This window comes from Actinoallomurus sp. NPDC052308, from assembly GCF_040679195.1.
In the GTDB taxonomy this organism is placed as follows: Bacteria; Actinomycetota; Actinomycetes; order Streptosporangiales; family Streptosporangiaceae; genus Actinoallomurus; species Actinoallomurus liliacearum.
In genome coordinates, this window is the sequence record NZ_JBFAUM010000023.1 from 67,201 (window position 1) to 93,015 (window position 25,815).

The 25,815-nt window shown below is 69.8% G+C and carries 26 protein-coding genes; 13 read left to right on the plus strand and 13 right to left on the minus strand.

Going from position 1 to position 25,815, the window contains the following annotated elements; translation table 11 throughout:
• The first annotated feature begins 132 nt into the window (after positions 1-132).
• The 4 genes from AB0L00_RS35435 (at position 133) to AB0L00_RS35450 (ending at position 5,191) form a co-directional block, all read left to right on the plus strand.
• Positions 133-783, plus strand: coding sequence for a TetR family transcriptional regulator (locus AB0L00_RS35435; RefSeq protein WP_364441658.1), 651 nt, complete (start codon positions 133-135; stop codon positions 781-783).
• A 154-nt stretch (positions 784-937) separates the two neighbouring features.
• The gene (locus AB0L00_RS35440; protein ID WP_364441660.1) at positions 938-2,071 is read left to right on the plus strand and encodes an epoxide hydrolase family protein; all 1,134 of its coding nucleotides are present in this window, start codon (positions 938-940) and stop codon (positions 2,069-2,071) included.
• A gap of 65 nt (positions 2,072-2,136) precedes the next feature.
• Entirely contained in the window at positions 2,137-2,586 is a 450-nt protein-coding gene (locus AB0L00_RS35445) for a helix-turn-helix transcriptional regulator (RefSeq protein WP_364441661.1), read from the plus strand.
• A gap of 214 nt (positions 2,587-2,800) precedes the next feature.
• On the plus strand, positions 2,801-5,191 hold the full coding sequence (locus AB0L00_RS35450) for an excinuclease ABC subunit UvrA (protein ID WP_364441662.1): 2,391 nt from the start codon (positions 2,801-2,803) through the stop codon (positions 5,189-5,191).
• A 118-nt stretch (positions 5,192-5,309) separates the two neighbouring features.
• On the opposite strand, the gene rox is transcribed toward AB0L00_RS35450, so the two are convergent.
• The gene (gene rox / locus AB0L00_RS35455) at positions 5,310-6,737 is read right to left on the minus strand and encodes a rifampin monooxygenase (RefSeq protein WP_364441664.1); all 1,428 of its coding nucleotides are present in this window, start codon (positions 6,735-6,737) and stop codon (positions 5,310-5,312) included.
• A 293-nt stretch (positions 6,738-7,030) separates the two neighbouring features.
• Positions 7,031-7,675 carry a TetR/AcrR family transcriptional regulator gene (locus tag AB0L00_RS35460; RefSeq protein ID WP_364441665.1) on the minus strand — a complete coding sequence of 215 codons (645 nt, stop codon included), beginning with the start codon at positions 7,673-7,675 and terminating at the stop codon, positions 7,031-7,033.
• 125 nt (positions 7,676-7,800) lie between these two features.
• Here AB0L00_RS35460 and AB0L00_RS35465 point away from each other — a divergent pair, with 125 nt between their 5' ends.
• A complete protein-coding gene (locus AB0L00_RS35465) occupies positions 7,801-9,273 on the plus strand; it encodes an MFS transporter (protein ID WP_364441667.1) in 1,473 nt (490 codons plus the stop codon).
• A 57-nt stretch (positions 9,274-9,330) separates the two neighbouring features.
• On the opposite strand, the gene AB0L00_RS35470 is transcribed toward AB0L00_RS35465, so the two are convergent.
• Complete coding sequence (locus AB0L00_RS35470; protein WP_364441668.1) at positions 9,331-9,972, minus strand: helix-turn-helix domain-containing protein; 642 nt, start codon at positions 9,970-9,972, stop codon at positions 9,331-9,333.
• 70 nt (positions 9,973-10,042) lie between these two features.
• On the opposite strand from AB0L00_RS35470, the gene AB0L00_RS35475 reads away from it, so the two are divergent.
• Positions 10,043-10,936 carry an NADP-dependent oxidoreductase gene (locus AB0L00_RS35475; protein ID WP_364441669.1) on the plus strand — a complete coding sequence of 298 codons (894 nt, stop codon included), beginning with the start codon at positions 10,043-10,045 and terminating at the stop codon, positions 10,934-10,936.
• A gap of 183 nt (positions 10,937-11,119) precedes the next feature.
• On the opposite strand, the gene AB0L00_RS35480 is transcribed toward AB0L00_RS35475, so the two are convergent.
• Positions 11,120-12,205: a DUF5937 family protein gene (locus AB0L00_RS35480; protein ID WP_364441671.1), complete on the minus strand. Its 1,086-nt coding sequence runs from the start codon at positions 12,203-12,205 to the stop codon at positions 11,120-11,122.
• Between the two features lie 102 nt (positions 12,206-12,307).
• Between AB0L00_RS35480 and AB0L00_RS35485 the strand changes: the two genes are divergently transcribed.
• On the plus strand, positions 12,308-13,552 hold the full coding sequence (locus AB0L00_RS35485) for an MFS transporter (RefSeq protein WP_364441673.1): 1,245 nt from the start codon (positions 12,308-12,310) through the stop codon (positions 13,550-13,552).
• Positions 13,553-13,625: 73 nt separating this feature from the next.
• On the opposite strand, the gene AB0L00_RS35490 is transcribed toward AB0L00_RS35485, so the two are convergent.
• Complete coding sequence (locus AB0L00_RS35490; RefSeq protein ID WP_364441674.1) at positions 13,626-13,943, minus strand: helix-turn-helix transcriptional regulator; 318 nt, start codon at positions 13,941-13,943, stop codon at positions 13,626-13,628.
• Positions 13,944-13,995: 52 nt separating this feature from the next.
• Here AB0L00_RS35490 and map point away from each other — a divergent pair, with 52 nt between their 5' ends.
• Positions 13,996-14,763, plus strand: a complete 768-nt coding sequence (map, locus tag AB0L00_RS35495; RefSeq protein ID WP_364441676.1) for a type I methionyl aminopeptidase — start codon at positions 13,996-13,998, stop codon at positions 14,761-14,763.
• 100 nt (positions 14,764-14,863) lie between these two features.
• Here map and AB0L00_RS35500 read toward each other — a convergent pair whose 3' ends face one another.
• Positions 14,864-15,619 carry a TetR/AcrR family transcriptional regulator gene (locus AB0L00_RS35500; protein ID WP_364441677.1) on the minus strand — a complete coding sequence of 252 codons (756 nt, stop codon included), beginning with the start codon at positions 15,617-15,619 and terminating at the stop codon, positions 14,864-14,866.
• 150 nt (positions 15,620-15,769) lie between these two features.
• On the opposite strand from AB0L00_RS35500, the gene AB0L00_RS35505 reads away from it, so the two are divergent.
• Positions 15,770-16,861, plus strand: a complete 1,092-nt coding sequence (locus AB0L00_RS35505; RefSeq protein WP_364441679.1) for an NAD(P)/FAD-dependent oxidoreductase — start codon at positions 15,770-15,772, stop codon at positions 16,859-16,861.
• A 25-nt stretch (positions 16,862-16,886) separates the two neighbouring features.
• On the opposite strand, the gene AB0L00_RS35510 is transcribed toward AB0L00_RS35505, so the two are convergent.
• Positions 16,887-17,648 (minus strand): SDR family NAD(P)-dependent oxidoreductase, encoded by a 762-nt coding sequence (locus AB0L00_RS35510; protein WP_364441680.1) that lies wholly within the window; start codon positions 17,646-17,648, stop codon positions 16,887-16,889.
• 190 nt (positions 17,649-17,838) lie between these two features.
• On the opposite strand from AB0L00_RS35510, the gene AB0L00_RS35515 reads away from it, so the two are divergent.
• Positions 17,839-18,693, plus strand: coding sequence for a helix-turn-helix transcriptional regulator (locus AB0L00_RS35515; RefSeq protein WP_364441683.1), 855 nt, complete (start codon positions 17,839-17,841; stop codon positions 18,691-18,693).
• A gap of 95 nt (positions 18,694-18,788) precedes the next feature.
• Here AB0L00_RS35515 and AB0L00_RS35520 read toward each other — a convergent pair whose 3' ends face one another.
• The 3 genes from AB0L00_RS35520 to AB0L00_RS35530 all read right to left on the minus strand — a co-directional run bounded on the left by AB0L00_RS35520 (position 18,789) and on the right by AB0L00_RS35530 (position 20,149).
• On the minus strand, positions 18,789-19,208 hold the full coding sequence (locus AB0L00_RS35520) for a crosslink repair DNA glycosylase YcaQ family protein (RefSeq protein WP_364441684.1): 420 nt from the start codon (positions 19,206-19,208) through the stop codon (positions 18,789-18,791).
• The gene (locus AB0L00_RS35525; protein ID WP_364441685.1) at positions 19,103-19,447 is read right to left on the minus strand and encodes a crosslink repair DNA glycosylase YcaQ family protein; all 345 of its coding nucleotides are present in this window, start codon (positions 19,445-19,447) and stop codon (positions 19,103-19,105) included. Before AB0L00_RS35525 ends, AB0L00_RS35520 begins: the two co-directional genes overlap by 106 nt.
• Positions 19,448-19,648: 201 nt before the next feature.
• Positions 19,649-20,149, minus strand: a complete 501-nt coding sequence (locus AB0L00_RS35530) for a DUF3237 family protein (protein WP_345364378.1) — start codon at positions 20,147-20,149, stop codon at positions 19,649-19,651.
• A gap of 77 nt (positions 20,150-20,226) precedes the next feature.
• On the opposite strand from AB0L00_RS35530, the gene AB0L00_RS35535 reads away from it, so the two are divergent.
• Positions 20,227-20,796, plus strand: a complete 570-nt coding sequence (locus AB0L00_RS35535) for a TetR family transcriptional regulator (RefSeq protein WP_364441687.1) — start codon at positions 20,227-20,229, stop codon at positions 20,794-20,796.
• Between the two features lie 308 nt (positions 20,797-21,104).
• The gene (locus tag AB0L00_RS35540) at positions 21,105-21,488 is read left to right on the plus strand and encodes a hypothetical protein (protein WP_364441688.1); all 384 of its coding nucleotides are present in this window, start codon (positions 21,105-21,107) and stop codon (positions 21,486-21,488) included.
• A 53-nt stretch (positions 21,489-21,541) separates the two neighbouring features.
• On the opposite strand, the gene AB0L00_RS35545 is transcribed toward AB0L00_RS35540, so the two are convergent.
• Positions 21,542-22,555 carry a hypothetical protein gene (locus AB0L00_RS35545; protein WP_364441690.1) on the minus strand — a complete coding sequence of 338 codons (1,014 nt, stop codon included), beginning with the start codon at positions 22,553-22,555 and terminating at the stop codon, positions 21,542-21,544.
• A 172-nt stretch (positions 22,556-22,727) separates the two neighbouring features.
• Here AB0L00_RS35545 and AB0L00_RS35550 point away from each other — a divergent pair, with 172 nt between their 5' ends.
• Complete coding sequence (locus tag AB0L00_RS35550) at positions 22,728-23,912, plus strand: hypothetical protein (RefSeq protein ID WP_364441691.1); 1,185 nt, start codon at positions 22,728-22,730, stop codon at positions 23,910-23,912.
• A 55-nt stretch (positions 23,913-23,967) separates the two neighbouring features.
• On the opposite strand, the gene AB0L00_RS35555 is transcribed toward AB0L00_RS35550, so the two are convergent.
• Positions 23,968-25,278, minus strand: coding sequence for an FAD-binding protein (locus AB0L00_RS35555; RefSeq protein ID WP_364441692.1), 1,311 nt, complete (start codon positions 25,276-25,278; stop codon positions 23,968-23,970).
• A gap of 71 nt (positions 25,279-25,349) precedes the next feature.
• On the minus strand, positions 25,350-25,787 hold the full coding sequence (locus AB0L00_RS35560; protein ID WP_364441694.1) for a DUF4267 domain-containing protein: 438 nt from the start codon (positions 25,785-25,787) through the stop codon (positions 25,350-25,352).
• Positions 25,788-25,815 lie beyond the last annotated feature (28 nt).

The window sequence follows — 25,815 nt, forward strand, 5'->3', positions numbered from 1 at the left end:
CTTCGAGCGGTGCGCCTTCGTCCTCCATGGGTGTCACCGTGATCAAGTCCAGCGTCCTACGCGGAAGGGGCGAACGCGGCTGCCGGACACCGATGCGTACATTTGTTCCTAGTGGGTGTTACGTTTGTCCGCATGGCACCCATCGAACGGCCGTCGGCGGACCCTGCCGAGGGAGAGACGGCTACGGGAGCAGGGCACCGTTCTGCGGCCGGGTCGGGCGGGGTGCGGCGGACTCGCCGGTACGACCCGGACCGCAGGACGCGCATCCTGGACGCCGCGCTCGACGTGATCGCCGAGCACGGGAGGGCCGGGACGACCCACCGGCACATCGCCACGCGTGCCGACGTGCCGCTGGGCTCGGTCACCTACCACTTCTCCAGCCTGGTCGATCTGCAGGCGCAGGCGTTCGCCCGGTACGTGGAACTGCAGTCCGCGCACTTCGAGAGGCTGTTCGAGGACGTGCGAACGCATGAGCAGTTCGTCGAGGTTCTGGTCGATCTCGTCCATGGAGGCCCTGCCCGGCACCGCGGCGCGGTCCTCGGATTCGAGCTCCACCTGGCCGCGCTCCGCGACCCCGACCTGCGCGTTCTGACAGAAGCGTGGACGCGGGAGAGCCGGGCCGTACTGGCCCGTTTCACCGGCCCGGACGATGCCGCGCGCCTGGACGCCCTGCTGGAGGGAATGATCATGCATGCCCTGCTGGCGACGGTGCCGGAGCCGCGCGAGGTGACGCGGGCCGCGATCGCCCGGACTCTCGACCCGGCCGACGGAACGGGCGCGTGACCGGCCTGCCGGCCCTCGCCCCCCACCGGCCCTCGCCCCACCGGCCCTCGCCCCCCACCGGCCCTCGCCCCACCGGCCCTCGCCCCACCGGCGCGTGAAGCGACGGCCGGCGCCGGCGACGTACTGACAGCCAAGACAGACAAAGGAGACCTTCATGTCCCGCACTTCGCCTCTGCTCGCGGTCACCGACGCAGAGCTGAACGACCTGCGTTCTCGGCTGCTCGGCACCCGGTGGCCGCACGCCTGGCCTACGAGCGGGTGGGGCGCCGGCACCGACGCCGGCGAGCTGCGGCGACTCGTCGCGTACTGGGCCTCCGGCTATGACTGGCGCGTCCACGAAGCCGAGATCAACGCTCTCCCGTCCCACTTCGCGGACATCGATGGAACCCCGGTTCACTACCTGCGCTTCGACGGCGAACGCCCCGGCGCCCTGCCGATCGTCCTGACCAACGGGTGGCCCAGCTCCTTCCTCGAACTGCTCGGTCTGGCCGACCGGTTGGCCACGCCGTCGCGGTACGGGGGCGACGCCGCCGACGCGTTCACCGTGATCGTCCCCTCGCTGCCCGGATTCACCTTCTCGCCGCAGCGGCCCTCACTCACGGACCCGCCGCAGACCCACGAGCTCTGGCACCGGCTCATGCACGACGAACTCGGCTTCGATCGATACGCCGCCCACGGAGGCGACCTGGGCGCCGGGGTCACCTCGCGTCTCGGCGAGGCCCACCCCGAAGCGCTCGTCGGCATTCACCTGCTGGCGATCGCCGATCCGATCGCCTACGACGCCGCCGGCCTCACCCTGCAGGAACAGGCGTACCTCGACTCCGTCGCGGCGTGGAGCGCGGAGGAGGGGGGATACCAGCACCAGCAGAGCACCCGCCCCCTCACCCTGAGCTTCGGACTGGCCGACTCGCCGACCGGGCTGCTCGCCTGGATCGTTGAGAAGTACCGCGCGTGGAGCGACTGCGAAGGCGATCTGGCCACCCGGTTCAGCGACGACTTCATCCTGACCCAGGCATCGCTCTACTGGTTCACCGAGACCATCTCCACGTCGTTCCGCCCCTACTACGAGTACGCCAAGGGACTGACGCGGCGCGTGGAACGGGTCGACGTCCCTACGGCGCTCGCCCTGTTCCCGGCCGACCTCAGCCGGCCGCCCCGCAGCTGGGCCGAGCGCACCTACAACCTCACCCGGTACACGCGCATGCCCCGTGGCGGGCACTTCGCCGCCCACGAGGAACCGGACCTGCTCGCCCGCGACATCACCGAGTTCTTCCGCGCCTACCGGTGATCATCGGAGGGTGCGGACGCCGGCGGCGTTAGCAACTTCGGGTGCGACGTGGCACTATCTCGCAGGTGACCAGCAGACCCGCCGCCGCACCGCACCTGAGCGACCTCGCGCGGCTGCGCCGTGTCCGCGACCGGATCGACCGGGAGTACGCACAGCCACTGGACGTCGAGGCACTCGCCCGTGGCGTGAACATGTCGGCCGGGCACCTCAGCCGCGAGTTCAAGCGCGCCTACGGCGAGCCGCCGTACGCCTATCTCATGACACGGCGTATCGAACGCGCGATGGCACTGCTGCGCCGTGGCGACCTGAGCGTCACCGAGATCTGCTTCGCGGTCGGCTGCTCGTCGCTGGGCACCTTCAGCACCCGCTTCACCGAACTCGTCGGAATGCCACCCAGCGTCTACCGACGCCAGGCCGCGGGCTCGATCGTAGGGATCCCGTCATGTGTGGCCAAACAGGTGACCAGACCGATCAGGAATCGAGAAGCGCCGGTCAGCGGGCCGCAGCTAGCGTGACAGCCATTCACCGACGTCACCCCGCACCGCGTCCAGTCCTGGCACGAGGTGAACGAGCCGCCCGACCGCGAACTGATGCGCGACGGCCGCCGGCTGGTCTGACGCCCCGGCCGGATCCGCTGACCAGACGCCCCTGCTCGAAGCCGGCCGAACCGGGCCGGGCGACGCCGACGGAGACCGCGCGAACGGCTTCACCCGAACAGATGGAGACACGATGAGCATTGCCACGAGAACGGACACGCAGCCGCCTGCGCCGCACGTCGCCGACAGCCACGATCTGATCCGCGTGCACGGCGCGCGCGCGAACAACCTCAAGGACGTCAGCGTCGAGATCCCGAAGCGTCGGCTGACGGTGTTCACCGGCGTCTCCGGCTCGGGCAAGAGCTCGCTGGTGTTCGGCACGATCGCCGCGGAGTCGCAGCGGCTGATCAACGAGACTTACAGCGCATTCGTGCAGGGCTTCATGCCGACGCTGGCGCGGCCCGACGTCGACGTGCTCGACGGGCTGACGACCGCGATCATCGTCGACCAGCAGCGGATGGGTGCCGATCCCCGCTCCACGGTCGGCACCGCCACCGACGCCAACGCGATGCTGCGCATCCTGTTCAGCCGACTCGGGCAGCCGCACATCGGCTCGCCGCAGGCGTTCTCCTTCAACGTCGCCTCGATCAGCGGGGCGGGTGCGGTCGCCCTGGAACGCGCCGGACGTACGGTGAAGGAGCGTCGCAGTTTCAGCGTCACCGGTGGCATGTGTCCGCGCTGCGAGGGCCGGGGCTCGGTCAACGACATCGACCTGACCCAGCTGTACGACGACGCCAAGTCGCTCAACGAGGGCGCTCTCACGATCCCCGGCTACAGCAAGGACGGCTGGTACGGCCGCATCTTCAGCGGTTGCGGCTTCTTCGACCCGGACAAGCCGATCCGCAAGTTCACCAAGAAAGAGCTGAACGACCTCCTCTACAAGGAGCCGACCAAGATCAAGGTCGAGGGGATCAACCTGACCTACGAGGGCCTGATCCCGAAGATCCAGAAGTCGATGCTGTCCAAGGACGTCGATTCGCTGCAGCCGCACGTCCGTGCCTTCGTGGAGCGAGCGGTCACCTTCACCACCTGTCCCGAGTGCGGCGGCACCCGGCTCAGCGAGACGGCCCGGTCCTCGAAGATCAAGGGGATCAGCATCGCCGACGCCTGCGCGATGCAGATCAGCGACCTCGCCGAGTGGGTGAAGGGCCTGGATGAACCGTCCGTCGGGCCGCTGCTCGAGGCGTTGCGGGAGACCCTCGAGTCGTTCGTGGAGATCGGGCTGGGCTACCTCTCGCTCGACCGGTCGGCGGGCACGCTGTCGGGCGGCGAGGCTCAGCGCACCAAGATGATCCGCCACCTCGGCTCCTCGCTCACCGACGTCACCTACGTCTTCGACGAGCCGACGATCGGGCTGCACCCGCATGACATCCAGCGGATGAACGACCTGCTGCTGCGCCTGCGGGACAAGGGCAACACCGTGCTGGTCGTGGAGCACAAGCCGGAGGCGATCGCGATCGCCGACCACGTCGTCGACCTCGGCCCCGGCGCCGGTACGGCGGGCGGCACCATCTGCTTCGAGGGCACCGTGGAGGGGCTGCGGGCCGGCGGCACCATCACCGGCCGCCATCTCGACGACCGGGCGGCCCTCAAGGAGAAGGTGCGGCTCTCCACCGGCACACTGGAGATCCGCGGCGCGGCGACGCACAACCTCCGGAACGTCGACGTCGACATCCCCCTCGGGGTGCTCGTCGTGGTGACGGGCGTGGCCGGGTCGGGCAAGAGCTCGTTGATCCACGGCTCAGTCTCCGGACGCGACGGGGTGGTGTCGGTCGACCAGACCCCGATCCGCGGCTCGCGACGGAGCAACCCGGCGACCTACACCGGACTGCTCGACCCCATCCGCAAGGCGTTCGCGAAGGCCAACGGCGTGAAGCCGGCGCTCTTCAGCGCCAACTCCGAGGGCGCCTGCCCGAACTGCAACGGCGCCGGCGTGATCTATACCGACCTGGCGATGATGGCCGGCGTCGCCATCCCCTGCGAAGAGTGCGAGGGGAAACGGTTCCAGGCAACGGTGCTGGAGTATCACCTCGGCGGCCGCGACATCAGCCAGGTGCTCGCGATGTCGGTGACCGAGGCCGAGGAGTTCTTCGGCGCCGGCGAGGCGCGCACGCCGGCGGCGCACGCCATCCTCGGCCGGCTCGCCGACGTAGGGCTCGGCTACCTCAGCCTCGGCCAGCCGCTCACGACGCTGTCCGGCGGCGAGCGGCAGCGGCTCAAGCTGGCCACCCACATGGCCGAGAAGGGCGGCGTCTACGTCCTCGACGAGCCGACCACCGGTCTGCACCTCGCCGACGTCGAGCAGTTGCTCGGCCTGCTGGACCGGCTCGTCGACTCCGGCAAGTCGGTCATCGTCATCGAGCACCACCAGGCGGTCATGGCGCACGCCGACTGGATCGTCGACCTCGGCCCCGGGGCCGGCCATGACGGCGGCCGGGTCGTCTTCGAGGGCACACCCGCCGACCTCGTCGCCGCCCGTTCTACTCTCACCGGTGAGCACCTCGCGGCCTACGTCGGCGCCTGACCCAGGCCCTACCGGACACCGTGGAACGAGTTCTCGCACGTCACGGGAAGCCTCCCGGGGACCGGAAAGCCCCCGGGGGGAAGGACCGCGGTGTCCGGCCGGGTGCCGGCGACAGCGCTCAGTCGGCGGCAGCGCCGAACCACTTGGGCAGCCGGCCGAGCAGATCCTGCTGATCATCACCGACCCACGCCACGTGGCCGTCCGGCCGCAGCAGTGCCGCGGGTACGTCCAGTTCCTCGCTGACGTCGACGACGTGGTCGACCCGATCCGCCCAGCCCGCCACCGAGAGCCGGCCCGTCTGATCGAGCAGCAGCCCGCGACCGCCGTGCATCAGCTCGTAGAGGCGGCCCTGTTTCAGGCCGATGTCACGCATCCGCTTGCCGAGCAGTTCATGCCCGTCGCCGAAGTCGTAGCGGACCCCGATCCCGATGATCTTCTCGATCAGGTACCGGTGCACGTCCTTGAACTCCATCAGTTCCGCCATCAGCCGGCGCACTGCCTGGGGGCCCGGCTCGAGGGTCATCAGCTCGGACTGCGCGCGGGTGTTGTTCAGCACGTCGTCGGCCACCGGGCGCCGTTCGGTCTGGTAGCTGTCCAGCAGCCCCTCGGGTGCCCAGCCGGCGAGTTCGGCGGCCAGTTTCCAGCCGAGGTTGAAGGCGTCCTGGACGCCGAGGTTGAGGCCCTGCCCGCCGATCGGCGGGTGGACGTGCGCCGCGTCGCCGGCCAGCAGCACCCGGCCGACCCGGTAGCGCTCGGCCAGCCGGGTGGCGTCGCCGAAGCGGGACAGCCAGCGCGGTGAGTGCACGCCGAAGTCGGTTCCGGCGAACACCCGCAGCCGCTGCTTGAACTCCTCGAGGGTCGGCGGGACCGTACGATCCTCGGCCACCTCCTGGGCGGGAACGACGACGCGGTAGATCCCCTCCCCGAAGGGCCCGAGGCCGAAAATGTGATGCGTCTTGCGGACTTCCGCGACGATGGTGGCGACCGTCGCCGGATCCTCGGTCACCTTCATCTCGCCCAGCAGCCATTCGCCCTTGGCGGGCTCGCCGGGGAAGCCGACACCGAGCAGCTTGCGCACCGTGCTGCGGCCGCCGTCGCAACCGACGAGGTAGCGCGAGCGCAGCCGCGTGCCGTCGGCCAGCTCGGCGGTCACCCCCTGGTCGTCCTGGCTCAGCCCGACCAGCTCGCAGCCGCGCCGGACCTCGGCGCCGACCTCGATGGCGCGCTCGGCCAGCAGGCGATCGATGACGGGCTGCGGGATGCCAAGAATGTACGAATGCGCGGTGTCCAGCCGGTCAGGCCACGACTTGTCGATACCGGCGAAATAACCGCCGTACCTAAACTTTTTGCCGCGCTCGAGAAATCGCTCCAGCAGACCGCGCTGGTCCATCACCTCGATGCTGCGCACGTGCAGCCCGAGCGAGCGAACGATTTCGGTGGGTTCCGCGTCCTTCTCCAGCACGAGCACGTGCACTCCGTGCAGCCGCAACTCGCTCGCCAGCATCAAGCCGGTCGGCCCGCCGCCGACCACGATCACGTCGAACATGAATCACCCATTCCCCGAGGTTGCGTTTTCGGCCGGCCGCGCCGCGCGGTTCGGCGCCGAAGCCCCGATTTCCATCGGTGCCGGCTTCAGCCGCAGATTCTGCGGCATGACCCGGGTCTTGCCGCAAGCCCCCCTGTGCGCTATACATTGAAAGTGGCAAGGAGTGGATAATCTCCTTGCCTTTTCTCGTCTTCCCCTCGCTGTGCGGTCGGCTCGGGGTACCCGGCAGGGCGAGATGGCCAGGGCAGAGCTCCACGGTCCCGACAGCCGACGAAACCGGAGCGGCGCTGCGGTCAGGCGGTTTCCGGTCCGGGGGCCAGTGCGGGCGGTTCGCCGGGGAGGACGCCGGGGGCGGGGGTGCGCAGGCCGTCCAGGACGACCTGGAGGTTGCGGTCCCACTGGCGGGTGCCCGCCTGGAGGCCCAGAGTGTGGGGTCCGGTGGATGCGGCGACCATGAGGAACGTCACGTCTTCCCAGGTCACGTCCGTACGCATCGCTCCGGCCCGCTGAGCTCGCTCCACCAGGATCTGGATGCGGTCGCGCAACTCGGCCCGGGAATTGTCCAGAACGTCACCGAGACGCTTGTTGACGTCGCACAGCTCGTTGCGAAGGTGAATGTAGGACAGGGCGAACGTCGTGAAGCCCGCCCAGGGGTCTGGATCGGCCATCCCCTCGTCGCCCTTGGCGATGATCTCCCCCAGCACCTCGCCGAGGACCGCTTCGAGCAGGGCCTCGAGGGAGCCGACCCGGCGGTAGAACGTGCCGATGCCCACGCCGGCGCGGCGCGCGATCTCGTGGGCGGTGATCTCGCCACCCTCGACGGCGGCCTGACGGGCGGCGACGACGAGGCGTTCCACGTTGCGCCGGGCGTCGGCGCGCGGACGCCGGCCCGAACCGTCGTCCAGGAGCCGGTCCACCGCGGGAACTGCTGCTGCCATACGACCAGCCTAGCAATAAGCGGACCGACTCAGTCCGATTTAAGTGGACAGATCGCCTCCGGTTGCACTAGCGTCTCGATCCGGACGCAAGGCGTCCATTTAGCTTCGGAAGCGCGGGGTCGATCATGTCCAAGATTCCGCCAGGCCCGATGAAGATCACGGCGCTGGCCGCCGGGTTCGTCATGGCGAGCCTGGACACCACCGTGATGCAGGTCGCCGGGGCCACGATCCAGGAACGCCTGCACGCCTCCCTCTCCCAGCTCACCTGGGCCGTGGACGGCTACGTCCTCACCTTCGCCGCCCTATTGATGCTGGCCGGCGGCCTGGCGAACCGGGTGGGCGCGAGACGGGTCTACATGTGGGGCATGGGGATCTTCGGTGTCGCGTCGCTGGCCTCCGCGCTGGCGCCGGGCATCGAGGTCCTGATCGGGGCGCGGCTCCTGCAGGGGGCCGGGGCGGCGCTGTTCATGCCGAGTTCGCTCGCGCTCCTGGTGCGGGCCTTCCCGGACGCGCGCGAACGCACCAAGGTGCTGGGCGTCTGGTCGGCGATCGTCTCCTCGTCCATGGCGCTGGGCCCGACGGCCGGCGGCATCATGGTCGGTGCGTTCGGCTGGCGGAGCATCTTCCTGATCAACGTGCCGATCGGCATCGCGGGCATGCTCCTCACCCGCCGGCACATCGCCGGGGCCGGCGGGGACGCCCGGCCGCTGGCGGCCCCCGGGCACGCAGCCGTCATCGTCCTGCTGGCCGGCATCAGCTTCGCGCTGATCGAGGGACCGCAGCTCGGCTGGGCCGCGGCCCCGGTGATCGGCGCCATCGCCGCCGCGGCGCTCGCCGCCGTCCTGCTCATCGGCCGCGAGTACCGGACGGACAACCAGGTGATGCCCTGGACGCTGTTCCGGAGTGCCCGCTTCACCGGCGCCAACGCCGTGGGCTTCCTGTTCAACGCCGCGTTCTACGGCTCGCTCTTCATGATCGGCCTGTACGTCCAGCACGCCCGCGGCGCGAGCCCGCTCCAGGCAGGGCTGGAGATCCTGCCTCTCACGATCTTCATCCCGGTCAGCAACATCGCCTTCGCCCGCATCTCCGGGCGCATCACGGCCGGCCCGCTCCTCACCGTTCCCCTCGTGGTCGCGGGGGCCGCCTCGCTGGCCCTGGTCGCCCTCTCACCCTCCACCCCGTACTGGATGCTGGCCGTCGCCCTCGGCCTGACCAGCATCGCGGGCGGCATCATCTCCCCCGCCCTGACGGCGGCCATGGTGGACGCGACGGGCACCCGGCACGCCAACACCGCCGGTTCGGTCCTCAATGCCAACAGGCAGATCGGCTCCCTGATCGGCATCGCCTCCATCGGCGCCGTCCTGGCCGGCTCCCCCGACTGGACCGCCGGAGCGGCCCTCTCCTTCCTCATCGTCGGCGCCGCCTACCTCGCCGGGGCCCTGATCGCCTGGCGCCTCATCCACCTGCCCGAACGCCGCGAGGCCACCACGGCCTCCGAGGGTGGTCGTGTCGAGTCGCTCGTGCGGGGAGGTGAACCCGATCTCGCGCTGGCGGAGGTCACCGACCATGGTGACCAGGCCTTGAGTGATCGGCCGTAGCGGGCGAGCGCGGGGACGGCCAACGTGTCACCGGTCACGGATAGGCGTGGCAGGCGTTCAGCGACTCGTAACGGCCCGACCGGCCTCTGCCCTACCTGGAGGAACGGCTTCTCGCGCATGTCGAGAAGGGCCGGCGACCTCCCAGGCCGCCTCGATCATCAGGAAGATCTCGTCCACCGCGGCTTCCGGGTCGGCCGCCTCGCGGGCCAGCGAGTAGGCGTCGATCGCGAACCTCGCGATCGTCCGGCAGGCCGTCGTGCTCTGCGGCAGGTCGGGATCGGCGGCGATGGCCGTTGCCAGCGACTCTGCATGGCGCAGCCTCATCGACTCCTCGTACTCCCGCAGGGCAGGTGATCCGTCGACCATGCGCCAGATCGGGGCGGCGCTGTCCGCCGTGCAATGCCGCACCAGGGCCTGGATCTCGCGGCGCAGCGCAGGGATGAGCGGCTCATGTGGTGCCCGGCCGGTGACCGCCTGCGTGAGGCGCTGCTCGAAGTCTTCGTCCTGCTCGAACACCAGGGCCTCTTTCGAGGCGAAGTGAGAGAAGAGCGTGGTGACGGCCACGTCGGCCTCCGCGGCCACATCACGGATGCCCACCGCGTCGTACCCGCGTTCCAGGAAGAGTCGCAGGGCGGCGTCAGCGATCTTCTGGCGGGTCGCGGCCTTCTTGCGCTCACGGCGTCCGGGCGGCACGGTCATACCCTAACACTACCAGATACAAAGGCGGAGCGGTTTCAAAACACTAACCGTTAGTGCTACGGTCGGCCGTATGAAAAAAGTGAGCTTCGCCGCGTTCGGCGGTCCGGACGTTCTGCAACTCATCGACGCCGAGGAGCCCCACGCGGGCCCCGGTCAGGTACGCATCGCCGTGCGGGCGGCGGGCGTGAACCCCGTCGACTGGAGGATCCGTGAAGGCCAGATCCTGAAGGCCCATCCGATCGAGTTGCCCTCCGGAGTCGGGCTCGACGCCTCCGGGGTGGTGGACGAGGTCGGCGAGGGCGTCGAAGGTGTCGAGGTCGGTGACCGCGTGTTCGGCGAAGGCTCGAGCACTTATGCCGAGTTCGCCGTGCTGTCGGCCTGGGCCCGTATGCCCGAGGGCCTGACGTTCGAAGAGGCGGCCGGGTACCCCTCCGTGGTGGAGACCGCACTGCGCATCATCCGCGAGGTCGGTGTACGGTCCGGGCAGACGCTGCTGGTCAGCGGTGCGTCCGGCGGAGTCGGATCGGCGGTGCTGCAGATCGCCCGCGACCGCGGCATCACGGTGATCGGCACGGCTGGGGCCGCGAACCAGGACTATCTGCGCAGCCTAGGTGCCGTCGCCACGACGTACGGCGAGGGCTGGGTCGAGCGGGTGCGGCAACTCGGCCATGTCGACGCGGCTCTCGACCTGGCCGGCTCGGGCGTGATCCGCGAGCTCGTCGAGCTGACCGGGGATCCGCAAAAGGTGATCTCCATCGCCGATCTCGGTGCTCCGGAGCTCGGGGTCCGATTCTCCGGCGTGCCCGGGAGCGTCCCGGACGCGCTCGCCGACGCCGTCGGCCTCATCTCGCGGGGAAGGCTCCACATCCCGGTCGAGAAGTCGTACACGCTCGCCGAAGCCGCGGCGGCGCACATCGACAGCCATGCCGGTCACACGCGCGGGCGCCGGGTCATCATCGTCTGAGCCGTTTCCTGCGCGGTTGCGCGGCCCGGCAGGCTGAATTTTTTTGGGCGGTGGTGAACACGCTTCCGCCGCCGAGCCTGCCGGGCAGGGGCGCCTGCAGGTCTTCGAGCCGGTGCTCGCAGAATGCGGTTCGCGCAGGACTCGATCGACGAGAAGTGACAAACCCTGACAGACCGAAGCCGCTCAGCGCAGTACGGCCGCCAGCAGGTCGGCGCCCAGCGCCGTCAGATCGGGCAGATTGAGGGTGTACCGGACGTAACGACCGTGCCGCCGAGCCGTGAGCAGGCCCGCACGGCGCAGGACGGCAAGGTGGCGGGACACCTCCGGGGGTGAGAGTTCCCAGAAGTGGGCCAGCTCGCCGGTGGTGTGCGGGCCACGGGCCAGGGTGCGCAGTAGCCGCAGCCGTACTGGATGCGCGAGCGCCTCCAGCCGGAGGGTGACCGTCTCCAGAGAGACCGGTTCCGCCGGACCCGGCTCGGTGACGGGGTACTGCACCACCGGATGCCACCCGGGCGCGTGGACCGCCACCAGGTGTGGGCGGCCGAAGACGCTGGGGATGAAGGTGACCCCGGCGCCACGGGCGGCGGTCGCCTTGTCCTGCACCTTGTCCACGATGATGCAGTCGCCGTCCGGTGCCAGGGTGACCGCGCCGGAGACCGAGGCGAGTGCCGCCTCGATGCCCTGGCGCCTGAGCAGTTCGTTCTTCAGGCGCAGATCGGTGGCGAGCTGCACCGCGACGTCCGCCCAGGCGCCGTCGAAGAATGCCTCGGCGCATTCTTCGAGGGTGTGGCGCACTCGCGCCCGCACCACGGCCGGGTCCGCGAGCAGCCGTTCCGCGAAGGCCTCCTGCAGCGCGCCGCGGGCCTGGGCCACGTCCAGGGCCCGCTCGCGCGCGGCCGTATCGGTGAGCGGCGACGCCCCGCGGAAATGGACCCGGTTGCTGCCGCAGGTGGTGACGAGCGCGGCGGTCACATACTTTTCGTCGTCGATCCGGTCCACGTCGTCCAGCTCCTCGGCGAGGGTCAGCCGGGGTCGCGCGGGGATCAGGAAGTCGGCCTGTGAAGAACGCCAGAGGAACTCCGCCTCCCTGAGCCGCTCGGCCAGCTCCGGCCGCAGCCCGGCCCAGACGTCCGCGGCCCAGCCGGCGAACTGCGGATGGTGACCGGGTTCGGCCAGCACGTGCAGCATCGCGGTCAGCTCGGCCAGTGGGGAGGCGGCGAACCGCATTCGCTCGGACGGCAGACCGCTGATGTCGATCCTCAGCGTCATTCCCCCATCATCACCGCCCGGACAACCTGGCGACGGCGTCGATTGACGATGTGCGTCAACCGACGTGCCCTGCCTCAGCGGCCGAACGCATCGTCTGACGCCATGGCAACCATCACCAGAATCCAGCCCCGCGCCCTGATCCGCGCCTCCGGAGGCCCCCGCTATGCCGTCGCCCTGGCCGTGGACGCGCTGGGCACCGGCCTGCTGCGGCCCTTTCTGCTGCTCTACGGCGTGACCGTACTGAGGCTGTCCGTGCCGGTCACCGGCACCGCCATGACGGTCGGCATCGTCGCGGGTCTGGTGTGCATGCCCGCGGTGGGCCGATGGCTGGACCACGGCGCACGTAGCACGGTCGTGGCGGCGTCGATGCTGGTGCGGGTGCTGGGCGTGGCGCTGCTGCTGGCCGCCCCGGCGGGGCACACCTGGCTTTTCGCGACGGCGGCGCTCTTCCTCGGCATCGGCAACCAGGCATGGCCGGCCGCCCACGCCGCGCTCGTGGCCACGGTCGCCCACGGACGAGAACGCGACACCGCCCTCGCAGGGGCCCGCGCCCTGCGCAACGCCGCCCTGGGCATCGGAGCACTCCTTGCCGCGGTATGCCTGGCCGGTGGCACCACCGCACTGCGGGCGCTGGCAGTCGTCACTGCGCTCGCCTACCTTGCCGCAGCCGCCCTGGCATGGTCGGTCCACGTGCACGCACATCCGGCGGAGGCCGCCCCGGCCAAGGACCGGGACGACGAGCCCGCACCCCGGATGCTCGCGCTACTTGCCGCCAACGTGGTCTACGTCTTCTGCCTCAACGTCCCCGAGATCGCGATCCCCCTGGTCCTGGTGACGCAGTTCCACGCGTCCCCGGTGTGGCCGGCAGCCGTCTTCGTGGCGAACACGGTGCTGGTGGTCACCCTGCAGGTGCCGGTCACCGTCCTGATGTCCCGCTTCTCCCGGCGGGCCGTGCTGGCTCTCGCCGGCGTGGTACTCGCCGCGTCCTACCTCGGCTTCCTCGCGGCCACCTCACTGGGACACGGCTGGGGTACCCCGGCCGTCGCCGCGGTGTCCGTGGTCTGCACCATCGGCGAGATCATCTATGCCGGCAGCGCCACCGCGCTCGTCACCGCCCTCGCCCCGGCTCATGTCCTGGGGCGCGCCCTCGTCCGCTTCCAGCTCTCCACGGGCTTCGGTCTCGCCGTCTCCCCAGCGGTCATCACCGCTCTCGCCTCCCACGGCTCGGCCGCCCTCTGGGGCAGCCTCGCCGCTGCGACGCTCCTCTCCGCCTCCGCCGTCGCCACCGAGAAGGATCGAGGAACGCGGCTCAGCGGTTGCCGCCACCAGGCGCGAGCAGGCTCGTGAGCTCGGCGATCGCCTCCGGGGAGGGTTTGAAGTAGCGGCGGACGTTCTCCGGCTGCCTTCTGGCGGCGGAGCATCATCCCGCCGCTCTGCGCCTGCCTTCGGCCGGAGTGTCAGCGATGGCTTCGTCCGCGGCTTCGGCGGCCGCGTCGGGTGGACTGACCTGGACCAGCAGCGCGTCGAGTGACAGGTCCAGAACCCCGGCGACGGAGACGACCGTGAAGAAGGCCGGTGTGGGGATGCGGCCCCTCTCGATCTTCCGCAGAGTCTCCGGGGAGATCCCGGCCTGGAGTGCCACGTCGGTGATGCTGCGCGAACCTCTGGCCTCGCGCAGCAGGTCGCCCAGCCGTTCCCCGCGCAGGCGGTCGGCGATCGACAACGGTTCCCGTACCATGTGCCCAATACTAATACCGGTATAGTTATCGGAAGTTAGAAGGAGGCAGGAGTTGATCGAGCTCAAGACCGCCACCGAGATCGAGGTGATGAGGGAGGCCGGCCGGGTCGTCGCGGCGGTGCACGCACAGGTCCGTTCGTACGCGACAGTCGGCGTGTCCCTCCGCGAGCTCGACGAGCTGGCCCGCCAGATCATGCACGAGGCCGGGGCTGGATCGTCCTTCCTCGGCTACCACCCGGCGTTCGGCGCCACTCCCTACCCCGGCGTGATCTGCACCTCGGTGAACGAGGTCATGCTGCACGGCCTGCCCACCGGCTATCGGCTCCGTGACGGCGACCTGCTGAGCATCGACTGCGGCGCCCACATCGACGGCTGGCATGCCGACGGCGCCGTCAGCTTCTGCGTCGGCCGAGCCCGCCAGGGCGACGGCGACCTGATCCGGACGGCCGAGCACATGCTGGCCGCCGGGATCAAGAAGGCCGTGCCGGGCGCGCGGCTGGGCGACATCGGCCAGACCATGTCCCGCATCGGCCGCGCGGCCGGCTACGGCATCCAACACGACTTCGCAGGCCACGGCATCGGGCGGGCAATGCACGAGGACCCGTTCGTACCCAACGAGGGCCGTCGAGGGCACGGCCTGAGGCTCCGCCCCGGCATGGTCATCGCCATCGAGCCGAGCCTGATGGCCGGAGGCGATGACGACTACACGATGGCCGAGGACGGCTGGTCCCTGTGCAGCGGTGACGGCAGCCGTACGGTCCACGTCGAGCACTCGGTGGCCGTCACCGACGACGGGCCGGTCATCCTGACCCTCCCCTGAGGCCCGATGAGAGAGGGCCGCGGTTCGGTTGAGACCGGCCTCGAGGTTGCTTCCATGACCGGGAGTTACACCGGTACAGACCCGCCTCGGGCTGCGGCGTTCATCCGGCGGTGTCGGATGCCGGTGTCGGCTGGGGCTGGAGCCGGGTGAGGTTGTCCAACATCAGTCCGAGGGTGAACTCGAACCGGTCGTGTCCGGTGCCGGAGGTCAGCTCAGCGGCATAGCGTCGGGTCTGCGGAAACGTGTCGGCCGGCAGTGCGGTGAACCGGCGGATCAGCTCATCGCGGCCAAGGACCCATTCCTGGTCCGGGTGTCTGCGCCGCTGCTGGACCAGCGACTGCTCCAAGGTGTAGGCGCTGACGTAGAGAGACAGAGCATCGAGCACCCAGGCGGCGCTCTGCGGTTCGATTCCGCCGGCGAGCAGGATCGCCAGAAGCCCTTCCCTGACGCGCAACGTGGAGAGGTTGGTCGGGACTACGCCCAGCGCGGCACGGGAGACTCCGGGGTATTTCAGGTACTGGTCACGGATCTGCGCGTACACGTCGAGGATCTGCTCGCGCCACTCGGCCGGGTCCGGTTCGGGCAGCACGACCTCGGAGCAGAGCCGGCCGACGAGCAGATCGTCGATGTCCTCTTTGTTGACGATGTGCGCGTACAGCGACGACGGCCCGGTGTCGAGTACCCCGGCGACTCGACGGATGGTCAGCGCGTCGTAGCCCTCGGTGGCCACGACCTGCAGCGCGGCCTCGGTGATCCGGTCGACCGTGATGGGCTTCTTGCGCGGTGACGCCGCTGAGGGCCCCCCAGCGGGCTGGGCGTGACGAGCTGCTCGGCGTTGCCGGGGATCGGAGGGCATACCGATCACTATAGCTTGACACGATCTAAGTTCTCCAAGTAGATCTTGGATCGTTTCCGCAGAACTAAGTTCGTCTCTGCTCGGAAAGTCTGTTCAGGAGGACGTGTGATGCGAGTTTCCGTGGTCGGAGCCGGTCTGGGAGGTCTGTGCTTGGCACAGGGTCTGCGTGGTGCCGGGATCGAGGCCGGCGTCTACGAGCGGGACCCGGCGATCACCGCGCGGTTCCAGGGCTACCGGCTCGTGCTGAGCCCGATGGGGTTCGAGGCGCTGCGCGGATGTCTGCCGCCGCGCTGGCACCCGCTGCTGGACGCGATCGTCGGTGACGCCTACGCCGAGCGGCTGATCCTGGACCCGCAGCTGAACCGGATCGGCGAGCTCGGCCCCGGTAGGACGGGGATCGTGATCGACCGCCACGTGCTGCGGCACCTTCTGCTGACCGGACTCACCGTGCGCACCGGGGCCGCGCTGACCGGCTACGACGTGCTGGAAGACGGCAAGGTCGAAGCCCGGTTCGCGCACGGCGACCCGACCACCGCCGACCTGCTCGTCGGGGCGGACGGGGTCGGCTCCGCCGTCCGTGCGGTGCTCTCGCCGCAGACCACCGCGACCGACACCGGTATCCGGTTCGTCATCGGCCGTACGCCGCTGACCGAGCGCTTTGCCACCCTGGAGCCGGCCTTCGGCTCGAAGATCGCCGGGGCCGGGGTGAGCCTGATGCTCGGAGCGATGCGTTTCCGTACCCCGCCGAAGCAGGCGGCCGAGGAACTGGCACCCGAGGTGACCCTGCCCGATATCCGCGACTACGTGCGCTGGGCAATGATCCTGCCACCGAACGGCTCGCTCGGCGCCCCGACCGCGCAGGAGGCCGTGCTGTCCAGGATGGAGGGCTGGCATCCGGACCTGCAGGCGCTCATCGAGCAGGCCGACCCGGACAACAGCACCCTGCTGTCCATCCGGGTGGTCGAGCCCCGCGAGCGCTGGGCGCCCGGTCCGGTCACACTGCTCGGAGACGCCATCCACGCCGCCTCCCCGACCGGCGGCAACGGCGCGAACACCGCCCTTCGCGATGCCGACCTGCTGCGCCGCTGCCTGATCGAGGCCGACGAGCGCCGCCAAGACCTCCTCGGCGCGGTCGGCGACTACGAGCGGCAGATGTTCGAATACGGGGGCGAGGCCGTGCGCCACAGCCTCGCCGCGCTACCCGCCTTCGCCCCGACCCCGGAACGACCCGAGCCGGCATAGGTTCAGAACCTCCCGGGGAAGAGTGTCAGCCTTCGCGGCTGGGGAGCATGGCCAGGGCCTGGGAGCGCTGTGCGACGAGGTCGTCGTAGGTGCCGTCGCGCTCGGCCCAGCGGTGCATGAGGACGCCCTTCACGAGGATTTCGTGGGGGGTGGGATTCACCGAGAGCAGTTGCATGACCTCGGTGGCGAAGTCGTCGAGCGGCAGCGCGTGCGAGACCACCTTTTCCTGGTCCGCTGTGGCGACGGCCGGGGGGACGAGCTCGACGACGCCGACACCGGTGCCGTCCAGCTGCGCGCGCAGTGCCTCCGAGTAGGCGTGCACCGCGGCCTTCGACGCGGCGTAGCTGGGCATGGGCGGGAACGGCAGGAAGGCGATGCCGGAGGTGACGGTGATGAAGGTGCCGGCGCCCCGCCGGACCAGGTGCGGGGTGAAGGCGTCGATGACCCGGATGGTTCCGACCAGGTTGGTGTCGATCATCGTCTCTGCCGCCTCGAAGTGCGCGGGGTCACGCAGGTCCTCCAGGAGCATGACGCCCGACATCGTCACCACCGTGTCCAGCCCGGGGTACCGGGCGAGCACGGCGTCACGAAGAGAGGCGACGGAGGAGCTGTCGGTGACGTCGACACCGAACGTGCCGAAACCTTCCCCGGCGAGTTCCGCGAGCGCCTCCGGGTTGCGGCCGCCAACGGCCACGGTGCTGCCCGCCGCGGCGAACCGCCGGGCCAGCTCCCGGCCGATACCCGAGGTCCCGCCGACGATGAGAACGGTGCGGTTGGAGGGATCCACGAGATCTTCCCTTCAGTCCAGGGCGCCGACGGCGTTCAGGCCCGCGGCGCGGACAGTGATGTCCTCTGTCTCTTTCAGAACAGAGCCATCGCAGTCTTGACGACATCCGCTGGGCGTGGCAGGGCCCCCGTTTTCCCTGGTCCTGGCAGGGCCCCCTCTGAGTCACGCGCACCGCATTACGGTGTTTGGCATGAAGGACGAGGAATCCGGCAACCGGCTTGGCAGCTACCTTCGTGCCCGGCGTGAGCTGGTCTCCCCGGCGCAGGCAGGACTCCCGCCCGGTGGCAACCGCCGCGTGCCCGGCCTGCGCCGTGAGGAGGTCGCCCTGCTCGCCGGAATCAGTCCTGACTACTACCTGCGCCTGGAACGGGGCCGTGACAAGAATCCCTCACCGCAGGTCCTCGAATCACTCGCGCGGGTCCTGCAGCTCGACGACATCGAGCGGGCCTATCTGCTCGGCCTCGCGGCGGCACGCCCCAGGGCGCCGCGCCGCAAGCGGCCCGAGCATGTACCGGCGCGGGTGCACGAGCTGCTCGCCCACCTTCAGATCCCCGCGTTCGTCGAAGGGCGCGCGTTCGATGTCCTGGCCTCCAACCCCATGGCCGTCGCACTCTCCCCTCGCTTGCGGCCCGGCCAGAACCGGCTTCGTTCTCTCCTCCTTGATCCCGAGGAACAGGCCTTCCACCAGGACTGGACGAAAGCCACCGCCGATTTCATCGCCGCCCTTCGCACCACCATCGGGGACGACACCGACAACCCCCGGTTCGTCGAGCTCGTCGGAGAACTCGCGCTGTCCAGTCAGCGGTTCCGCACCCTGTGGGCCCGCCACGACGTGCGCACTCTCGACGGAGGAACGACCACGGTCCACCACCCCGTCGTCGGTGAACTACGCCTCCACCGGGACAAACTCCCCATCGACGACGTCATCCTCGTCGTCTACTACCCCGACAAGGACAGCGACAGCGACGAGAAACTGCGGCTCCTCGCCGCGCTTTCGCACACCGAGTCGGGGGTCGACGAGCATTGGAACGAAAAGTCGCGGTAGGCCGGTCGCCTGGATTGACGCAGGCCTGACATTCTCGTTCTGATGCGTCCCGAGCTCCGGCACGGCAGGGTGGTCCACGGCCACCGAGGAACCGATCAACGATCCACGGTTCGTCGAGGACCATGTCGTGCGTCGCTTGGGGCAAGGAAAGCGCACGACCGCGCGGCCTCGGCCAACAGCGCGTCGCAGTCCTCTCGGCATAGCTTGGTGAACAGCCGGATGCCCAGTGATCGGTCCTGGATCTGCCAGGTGCCCTGCCACATGCCGCCGGCGGTCGCGCCGTTGCCCGGCGGGAGCGGCACCGGATCGGCGTCTGGCCAGCGTTCCGCGAGCAGCTTGCCGAGCTCGGCGCGGGTGCGCGGCTGCTCCTCCAGCAGCCGCTTCGCCTGCCTGAGCAGCGCGTCCCGGTTCACTCCCTGGGTACCGTGGCGAAAGCGCCCGCTGAACTGGGCGGCGTGCAGCGGATGGAACAGCGGGCGCCAGTCCAGGCAGTCGCGCGCGCTGACGAGATGCACGTGTTGCGCATCAGGTGCAGCCGTACCACCTGACGCTGCTCGGTCAGCGTCGAAAGCTCGTCCGCCGCGAAGTCCTGGAGACGGGTCCACGATCCTACGTACGGGGCGAGCGGCGTCTGGGACTGCATCCCGCCCAGGTGCTCGATCGCGTCGATCGCCAGTGTCGGCGCGCGTTCCAGCAGGTGCTGGCGAGCCGGCGTGGCCCGGTTGAGACCACGCCGGCTCAGCACATCGGTCACTTCAGCGGTCCGAAGATGGGGGTCAAGACTGGTGAGCTCGCGTATCCGACTGTCGCCAATTCGGGGCTTGAGCAGCAACCCAAACGGCCAGTCACGTTAAGGAGCCCGGCGGGCTCGTCTTGCCGTGACTGGCCGTTCCGATCGCCGCGTCGCCGACCAAGAGCCACCGAACCGATAGATCAAGATCGATCGGACACACTCCTAGACCAGTTCGAAGAATTCGTCGTGGTAGATGGCGCCCGTGGCGGCCTGCCGGATGGTCTGGCCGCGGTAGACCCCCTGGAGCTTGTTGAGCCACCGCAGGTGGTCGGCACTGGTCTCGAACAGGCACGCGCCGTAGTTCATGAGGATGTCGCGGTTGGTGGTGTCCAGGCGGCCGCTGCCGTACACGTAGATGTCGTCACCGTCGTCGGTGACGACCCGCCCACGCCAGTCCAGAGTCCCCAGGCCTTCCCGGTCGACGGTGAACCAGTCCGCCCCGGCGCCCTTGAGGCGGGCGGTCACGCCCCGGCCTTGGATGAGCCCGTCGGTGAACTCGACGATGACCCGGGTCCCCAACGGCGTGCCGGGCAGCATCAGCGTCGGCGCCAGCCGCCACACGCCGCGAAATAGTGGCTTGAGCCCGGCTGGCGCGGGGGCGCCAGGGAGCGCGGGCAAGATCTGCTCGGGGTTGAGCGTCGTGGTCTGTTCGGAGCTGGGCATCGCATTCTCCTATACCTTGAGTGTCCAAGGTAAGGTAAACCTTTGAACCTTGGAGGGTCAAGGTAGGGTTGGCTGTCATGGCAGGACGTGTGCGGCGAGAACCGCAGGAAGCCAGGCGGCTCATCTTGGAGGCGGCCGAGCGGTTGCTGATCGCAGGCGGAGTGGCAGCGGTCCAGGTACGGGCCGTGGCCGCGGAGGTCGGTATCACCGATGCGGCGATCAACCACCACTTCGGCACTCGTGACCACTTGCTGGTGGCGCTGCTCCGGCACGGCGGGGCGCGCCTTAGAAAGCGCCTGGCGCAGGCCAGCGGCGGTGACGTCGAGCAGCTGGCGGCCTCGCTCGCCGAGGTCTACGCCGACGGGTACGCCGAGCTGGCCCTTGCCCTGCACCAGTCTGGGTGGCGCGACGCGGCCACCGGGATGCTGTCACCGGTGGTCGACGCGCTGAGCGAGCGGATCCGCGCACGTGGCCGGACACCCGATCGACGGCGCGTCCAGCTCACCGTCGCCGCACTGCACCAAGGTGTTGCCCTGGACCCCATCGTGGGCACCGAGTTCCGCCGTAGCGCCGGCCTGGCGGACGCCGCGCCGGCCGAGACCCTGGACTGGTGGGAGCAGGCCCTGACGCGGATGCTCGATCTCTAGGTGAACTAAGCCGAGCCGACGAAGTCGGGAAGGTCGGGACGCAGCCGCCTCATCATCGGTCAAGAACTCCACCCGCATACGCCGCAAAGTAGGACCGACCCACCAGTAACCCACACACAGCGACCGAACCGTTACGAGATCCCCGCCGAAGGCGACGCCCCACCCGCATCGGAACGGCCAGTCACGGCAAGAGACGCCGACCGGGCTCCTTAACGTGACTGGCCGTTCGGTTGCTGCTGAACCCCCAATTCCCCCGCGGCGGCCAGGTGAGGTGGGGGGCTGCTGGCGTTGATCATTACGATGTCCGGATGCGGTACTTGGCGGACTCGTTCGCTTTGGGAGCGTTGCAGCGCGGGAAGGCGATCGCGCAGTTCCTGGGGTCGAGTCGTGCCGAGGAGCGCCGGGTGGTGATCAGTTGGGTGGAGGTTCACCCTGTCAGGGACGGCTTCGCGGTTGTGCTCCATGTCGCTGAGGATGTGGGTGGCGAGCACTTCGCTGATCTTTGGGAGTTTCTTCCGGCTGATCCAGATGATGAGTTCGGCCGTCAGATCGGCCAGGCTGATGATGCTGGGGCGGCGATGTCGCTGGCCGAAGAGCTCACCTCAGCGGTGCGAGGGCACTGGGTCAACCTTGGCGTGGTTCAGGACGAATACCTCGACTACGTCCGTGGCGAGCGTGGAGTTTCTCGCTGAAGCTGCCGCGGTGTGTGGTCACCGGGGGCGTAGCGGGTCCAGGTCTTGCCGGCCTAGGTGGCGACGCGGGTGGTGGTCTGGTGGTGGAAGCCGAGGGACTCTGCGATGACCGGGGTGGGGGCTTGGAGCACGAGCTGGCGTAGTGCGGAGGTTCGGGCCGTCTGGGTGGGGAAGCCGTGGTCGCGGAGTCGCTGCAGCATGGTGCCGGTGTTGAGGGGCTGGGCAGCGCGGCGACTGGGGAACAGCCATCGCGTGTGGGGGTTGGTGGCGGTGTTCATGTTGGGCCGGTGGTCGATGAGCTCGGCCAGCAGGGTGGCGAACGGTTCGGGCACCGGTGTGGGCGGATCACCGAGCCGCAGGAAGATCCCGTCGTCCTGGCGGAGAACGTCGTTGATGGTCAGGCGCAGAAGGCGGCTGACCGGCTGGGCGTAGAGGAGCATCAGGCAGGCGGCGACCCGGGTCGGCAGTGGGATCTGGACATCGGTGGCGGCTCGGCGGATCAGTTCCAGGCGCCGGTGCTGGCTAAGCCGTTCACCCTTGGGGGCCTGTTGGACGGGGAGGGTGAGCCGGGGCATGCGGCGGTTGTTCATGGCCCAGAGCAGGAACGCCCGAAGGACGCGGCGGTGGTGCTCGCCGTGCGTGGCGTTCCAGGCGTCGAGGTCGGCCTGGGTGCAGGTGGCCAGGGTGAAGTCGCGTTCGTCGAGCCAGGTCAGGAACTTGCGGGCCGCGGTGAACTGCTCACCGGCAAAGCGGCGGACGTTGGGTGTGAGCGGTCGCTGACGGGCCCGGTCCCGCAGCCGGGGCAGCACATGCCAGGTGGCGAACCGGCGCAGCGTCTGCTGGTGCGGGTGGCCGTCGAGTTCGACGAGGCGGCGGGTCAGCCACGTCTCATAGTGCAGCAGCTGCTTGTCGAGGGCGGGCAGGACGCCGCTGGCCATGAGGAGATCGCGGAGGTAGGCGACGGTGCGCCAGTTCGGCAGCGCGTGGAGTGCTTCGTGAGTGAGGGGGATGCGGCCGGTGGCCAGGTCGGCGAGCAGTTCCTGGACCCAGGATTGACGGATCCACATCCATCCCTTCCACGGGTCGGGCATGGCGATCAGATGGCCGGCCAGCGGCTTGCAGTGCTCCCGTGGCTCAATGTAACTTGCGGGAATCATCATTCCCGTGGGTTGGAGATGTGTTTTTCTAGGACTTCTTATTTTCCGGAAACAGAAAAACAGAAAATGCTAGGCTGGCGTCGTGACGACCTCGAGTGCCCAAGACGCCGACGCGGACGAGACACAGCCGGCGGAGCGGCCCTGTCGCTACTGCGGACGTCCGGTCCCCCAGCGGACCGGACGCGGCCGACCACGTGCGTACTGCCTGGACGGCGACTGCCAGGCCCGCGCCAAACGCGACCGCGAGCTGCGCCGCGCGGTGCCCGGTCTCGAAGGAGCGCTCGCCCGCGCCGAGGACCTCTACGACCGCATGGAGCAGGGCCTCACCGCCGCCATCGCTCCCCTCGCGTCCGCGCTGGAGTCCGAGCTGTCGCCGCGCGGTGTCGAGGCCCGGCTGAGCGCCGAGCGCGCGCAGGCGCAGGCCCGGGTGGCCGCCGCGATGGCGGCCCGGGAAGAGGCGACCCGCCTCGCCGAGCAGGCCCAGCAGGCCGCCGCGGACGCCGACGCCCGCGCCGCAGCCGCCGAGCAGCGGACGGAGGAGGCCGAGCGCGGCCAGGCGGAGGCTCGGAACGCCGCCGATCACGCGCGTGCTGAGGCCGAACGCGTACAGGCGGAGGCGGCGGACCTGGTGCGTCAGGCCGAGAACACCGCCGAGGAGACGGCTCGGCGGGCCACTCAGGAGATCGAGGACATCCGCCGGGCGGCCGCCGAAGACGTCGAGCGCGCACGAGCCGAGGCCGAACGCGCCCGGCAGGACGCCGAGGTCGCGCGGCGCGCGCAGGCGGAGGCCCTGGCCGCCGCCCAGCGCGCCGAAGACGAGACCGAACAGGCCCGCGCCCGGCTGGAGGAGGCTCGGGCCGAGCTCGCCGAGGCGCGGACCGTCGCCGTACAGGCCGACCGGGACCGGACGGCCGCGGACGCTCGGGCGGAGGTCGCCGAGGCCGGCCGGGAGCGTGCCGAGACCAGGGCTGCCTCCGCCGACGCCGAGCGCGCCGCCGCCGTCGCCGTACGGGACGCGGCCCTCGCGGACACGGACCGGATCCGCGCCGAAGCCGCCGAGGCCCGAGCGGCCGCCGAACGCCTGCGCGGTGAGCTGGAGGAGGCGCGCCTGCGGTTGAGCGCGGAACACGCCCGTGTCCGTGACCTGGAGCGCGACCGCGCCGCGGCCCGCGCCGACGCGGACGCCCAGCGCGAACGCGCCATCACCGCCGAGCTGCGCGCCCGCCACGATGAGCAAGGACGGGCCCGAGAGGAGCATCGAGACTGATTCGCGGCCCCGCCGCCCTGGTGGGCGGAGGGGCCGCGACCTGCGGGGAACCGATCTATCCGAGCACCGGGTAGTTCGCGCGGAAGACGTTGTGCGGGTCACGGGCCCGCTTGATCTCCCGCAGCCGCGCGAGCGCGCTGCCGGAGAAGGACTTCGCCGCCGTCTCACCAGGAGACAGCACGGTGTACGGCTTGCGGCCGCTGATGTAAGCCTCCAGATCGGCCACGACCTCGGCCTGCTTGGCGCGCGTCGCATCGGCCATATGCGGCAGGCCGAGGCCCAGCAGGCCCAGCAGGTACGGCTCAACCACCGCGCCGCTCGCGCCGGCCCCGCCGCCCGGCTCGGCGAGCGCCCCGCCCAGGTGCCTGATCTGTACGTTGATGAGCGGTTCGACCGGCTTGGCCAGCAGGAGCTCCACCGCGTCCGCGTCCAGGCCGGTGAGCAGCTCCGCACGAGTGATGGAAGGGGTCGGGTCGGTGGGCTCGGCGGTGATGTCCCCCAGGTCGGCGACCGGGACGACGCCGCGGCTGTCGGAGATCGCGCCCTCAACCTTGTCGATGCGCGCCAGCAGGTCCTCCCCCTGAGCCGCCTCACCCAGGTAGGCCAGATCCAGCGTCACCATCGGCGATGCGCCGGGTGGCTGGAACCGGTTGATCCAGACACTGAGTTCACGCGGCGCCTCGGCGGTGATCTCCAGGAATGCGTCGTATACCTCTCTGGTCCGGTGCTCCGGCCAGATGACGCGCCCGCCGTACATGGTGGGCGCGGGATACAGCTCGAGTTCGAGGGCGGTCACCACCGCGAAGTCCCCGCCACCGCCGCGCAGCGCCCAGAACAACTCGGGATCGGACTCGGCGGTCACCCGGCCGGGCTCGCCATCGGCGTCCACGATGTCGATGGCCCGCACGCTGTCGGAGGCGAAGCCGTACTTGCGGCTGAACCAGCCGACCCCACCGCCCAGGGTGTAGCCGGTCACGCCGACCCCCGGCGCGCTGCCGGACAGGCCGGTCAGACCCAGCGGACCGGCCGCCGCCAGCACCTGCCCCCACCTCACGCCCGCGCCCACCCGGACCACGCGCTCCTCCGCGCGTACCTCCACCTCGTTCAGCAGGCCGGTCCGCAACAGGATCAGGCCTTCCACATCACCCGAGGCTCCATGCCCGGTCGGCTGCGCGGCCACCGTCATACCCGCCCGCCGCGCGTAACGCACGAGCGCCGCCACGTCATCGGCATCCGCGGCCTCCACCACGGCAGCCACCGGCTGCCTGACGGTCAGATTCCACGCGGTGGCCGCCTGTTCGAAGCCGTCGTCATCGGCAAGGAGCACGCGCCCCTTGAGGACACCGCGCAGATCGTTGATCGTCATCGTCGTCTCCCTTTTTCGAGTTCTCAGAGAATGCGAAGGAGCACCGTCCACCCCTTCGGTGCGTGCAGACGTCAGGCGGGCTGCGCGGCGGGCGCTGGGGCGGCGGCCTCCTGGGCCTTACGCGCCTTGCCGGACTCGCGGAGGATCAGCAGGCCGGTGACCGCGATCAGCGCCGAGGTCAGGCCGTGGATGCCGAACGCGGCGGCCATGGAGCCGTGGTGGGCCAGGACGTTGACCATGTCGCCGAGCGGGGCGACGGCCACCATCAGCAGGACCCAGCCCAGGGCGCGGCGGTGGCCCGCCACCAGCAGGACGCCCATGGCCAGGCCCATCGCGAGTTCGCGGCTGCCCTTCACGATGAGGAATCCGCCGCCGTCGCCAGAGGGCCAGTTCGGCAGGCCGAAGCCCGGGGCGGACGTCTCGGGGGTCAGGACGAAGGAGATCCCGAGGTAGAGAGTGAACAGGACGACGGCGGCGGCCAGGACGGTGTTGACGTTCTTCAGCGACATGGTTCTTCTCCTTTGATGTTCAGACTGG

Excerpts from the sequence above, each read along its gene's own strand:
- AB0L00_RS35480 (WP_364441671.1), bottom strand. The coding sequence starts at position 12,205 with ATGACGCTGAGGATCGACATCAGCGGTCTGCCGTCCGAGCGAATGCGG.
- AB0L00_RS35470 (WP_364441668.1), bottom strand. The coding sequence starts at position 9,972 with ATGACCGTGCCGCCCGGACGCCGTGAGCGCAAGAAGGCCGCGACCCGC.
- AB0L00_RS35535 (WP_364441687.1), top strand. The coding sequence starts at position 20,227 with ATGGCAGGACGTGTGCGGCGAGAACCGCAGGAAGCCAGGCGGCTCATC.
- AB0L00_RS35490 (WP_364441674.1), bottom strand. The coding sequence starts at position 13,943 with ATGGTACGGGAACCGTTGTCGATCGCCGACCGCCTGCGCGGGGAACGG.
- AB0L00_RS35555 (WP_364441692.1), bottom strand. The coding sequence starts at position 25,278 with ATGACGATCAACGATCTGCGCGGTGTCCTCAAGGGGCGCGTGCTCCTT.
- AB0L00_RS35560 (WP_364441694.1), bottom strand. The coding sequence starts at position 25,787 with ATGTCGCTGAAGAACGTCAACACCGTCCTGGCCGCCGCCGTCGTCCTG.
- AB0L00_RS35540 (WP_364441688.1), top strand. The coding sequence starts at position 21,105 with ATGCGGTACTTGGCGGACTCGTTCGCTTTGGGAGCGTTGCAGCGCGGG.
- AB0L00_RS35450 (WP_364441662.1), top strand. The coding sequence starts at position 2,801 with ATGAGCATTGCCACGAGAACGGACACGCAGCCGCCTGCGCCGCACGTC.
- AB0L00_RS35485 (WP_364441673.1), top strand. The coding sequence starts at position 12,308 with ATGGCAACCATCACCAGAATCCAGCCCCGCGCCCTGATCCGCGCCTCC.
- AB0L00_RS35545 (WP_364441690.1), bottom strand. The coding sequence starts at position 22,555 with ATGTGGATCCGTCAATCCTGGGTCCAGGAACTGCTCGCCGACCTGGCC.
- AB0L00_RS35475 (WP_364441669.1), top strand. The coding sequence starts at position 10,043 with ATGAAAAAAGTGAGCTTCGCCGCGTTCGGCGGTCCGGACGTTCTGCAA.
- AB0L00_RS35460 (WP_364441665.1), bottom strand. The coding sequence starts at position 7,675 with ATGGCAGCAGCAGTTCCCGCGGTGGACCGGCTCCTGGACGACGGTTCG.
- AB0L00_RS35500 (WP_364441677.1), bottom strand. The coding sequence starts at position 15,619 with ATGCCCTCCGATCCCCGGCAACGCCGAGCAGCTCGTCACGCCCAGCCC.
- AB0L00_RS35515 (WP_364441683.1), top strand. The coding sequence starts at position 17,839 with ATGAAGGACGAGGAATCCGGCAACCGGCTTGGCAGCTACCTTCGTGCC.
- AB0L00_RS35435 (WP_364441658.1), top strand. The coding sequence starts at position 133 with ATGGCACCCATCGAACGGCCGTCGGCGGACCCTGCCGAGGGAGAGACG.
- AB0L00_RS35440 (WP_364441660.1), top strand. The coding sequence starts at position 938 with ATGTCCCGCACTTCGCCTCTGCTCGCGGTCACCGACGCAGAGCTGAAC.
- rox (WP_364441664.1), bottom strand. The coding sequence starts at position 6,737 with ATGTTCGACGTGATCGTGGTCGGCGGCGGGCCGACCGGCTTGATGCTG.
- AB0L00_RS35530 (WP_345364378.1), bottom strand. The coding sequence starts at position 20,149 with ATGCCCAGCTCCGAACAGACCACGACGCTCAACCCCGAGCAGATCTTG.
- AB0L00_RS35465 (WP_364441667.1), top strand. The coding sequence starts at position 7,801 with ATGTCCAAGATTCCGCCAGGCCCGATGAAGATCACGGCGCTGGCCGCC.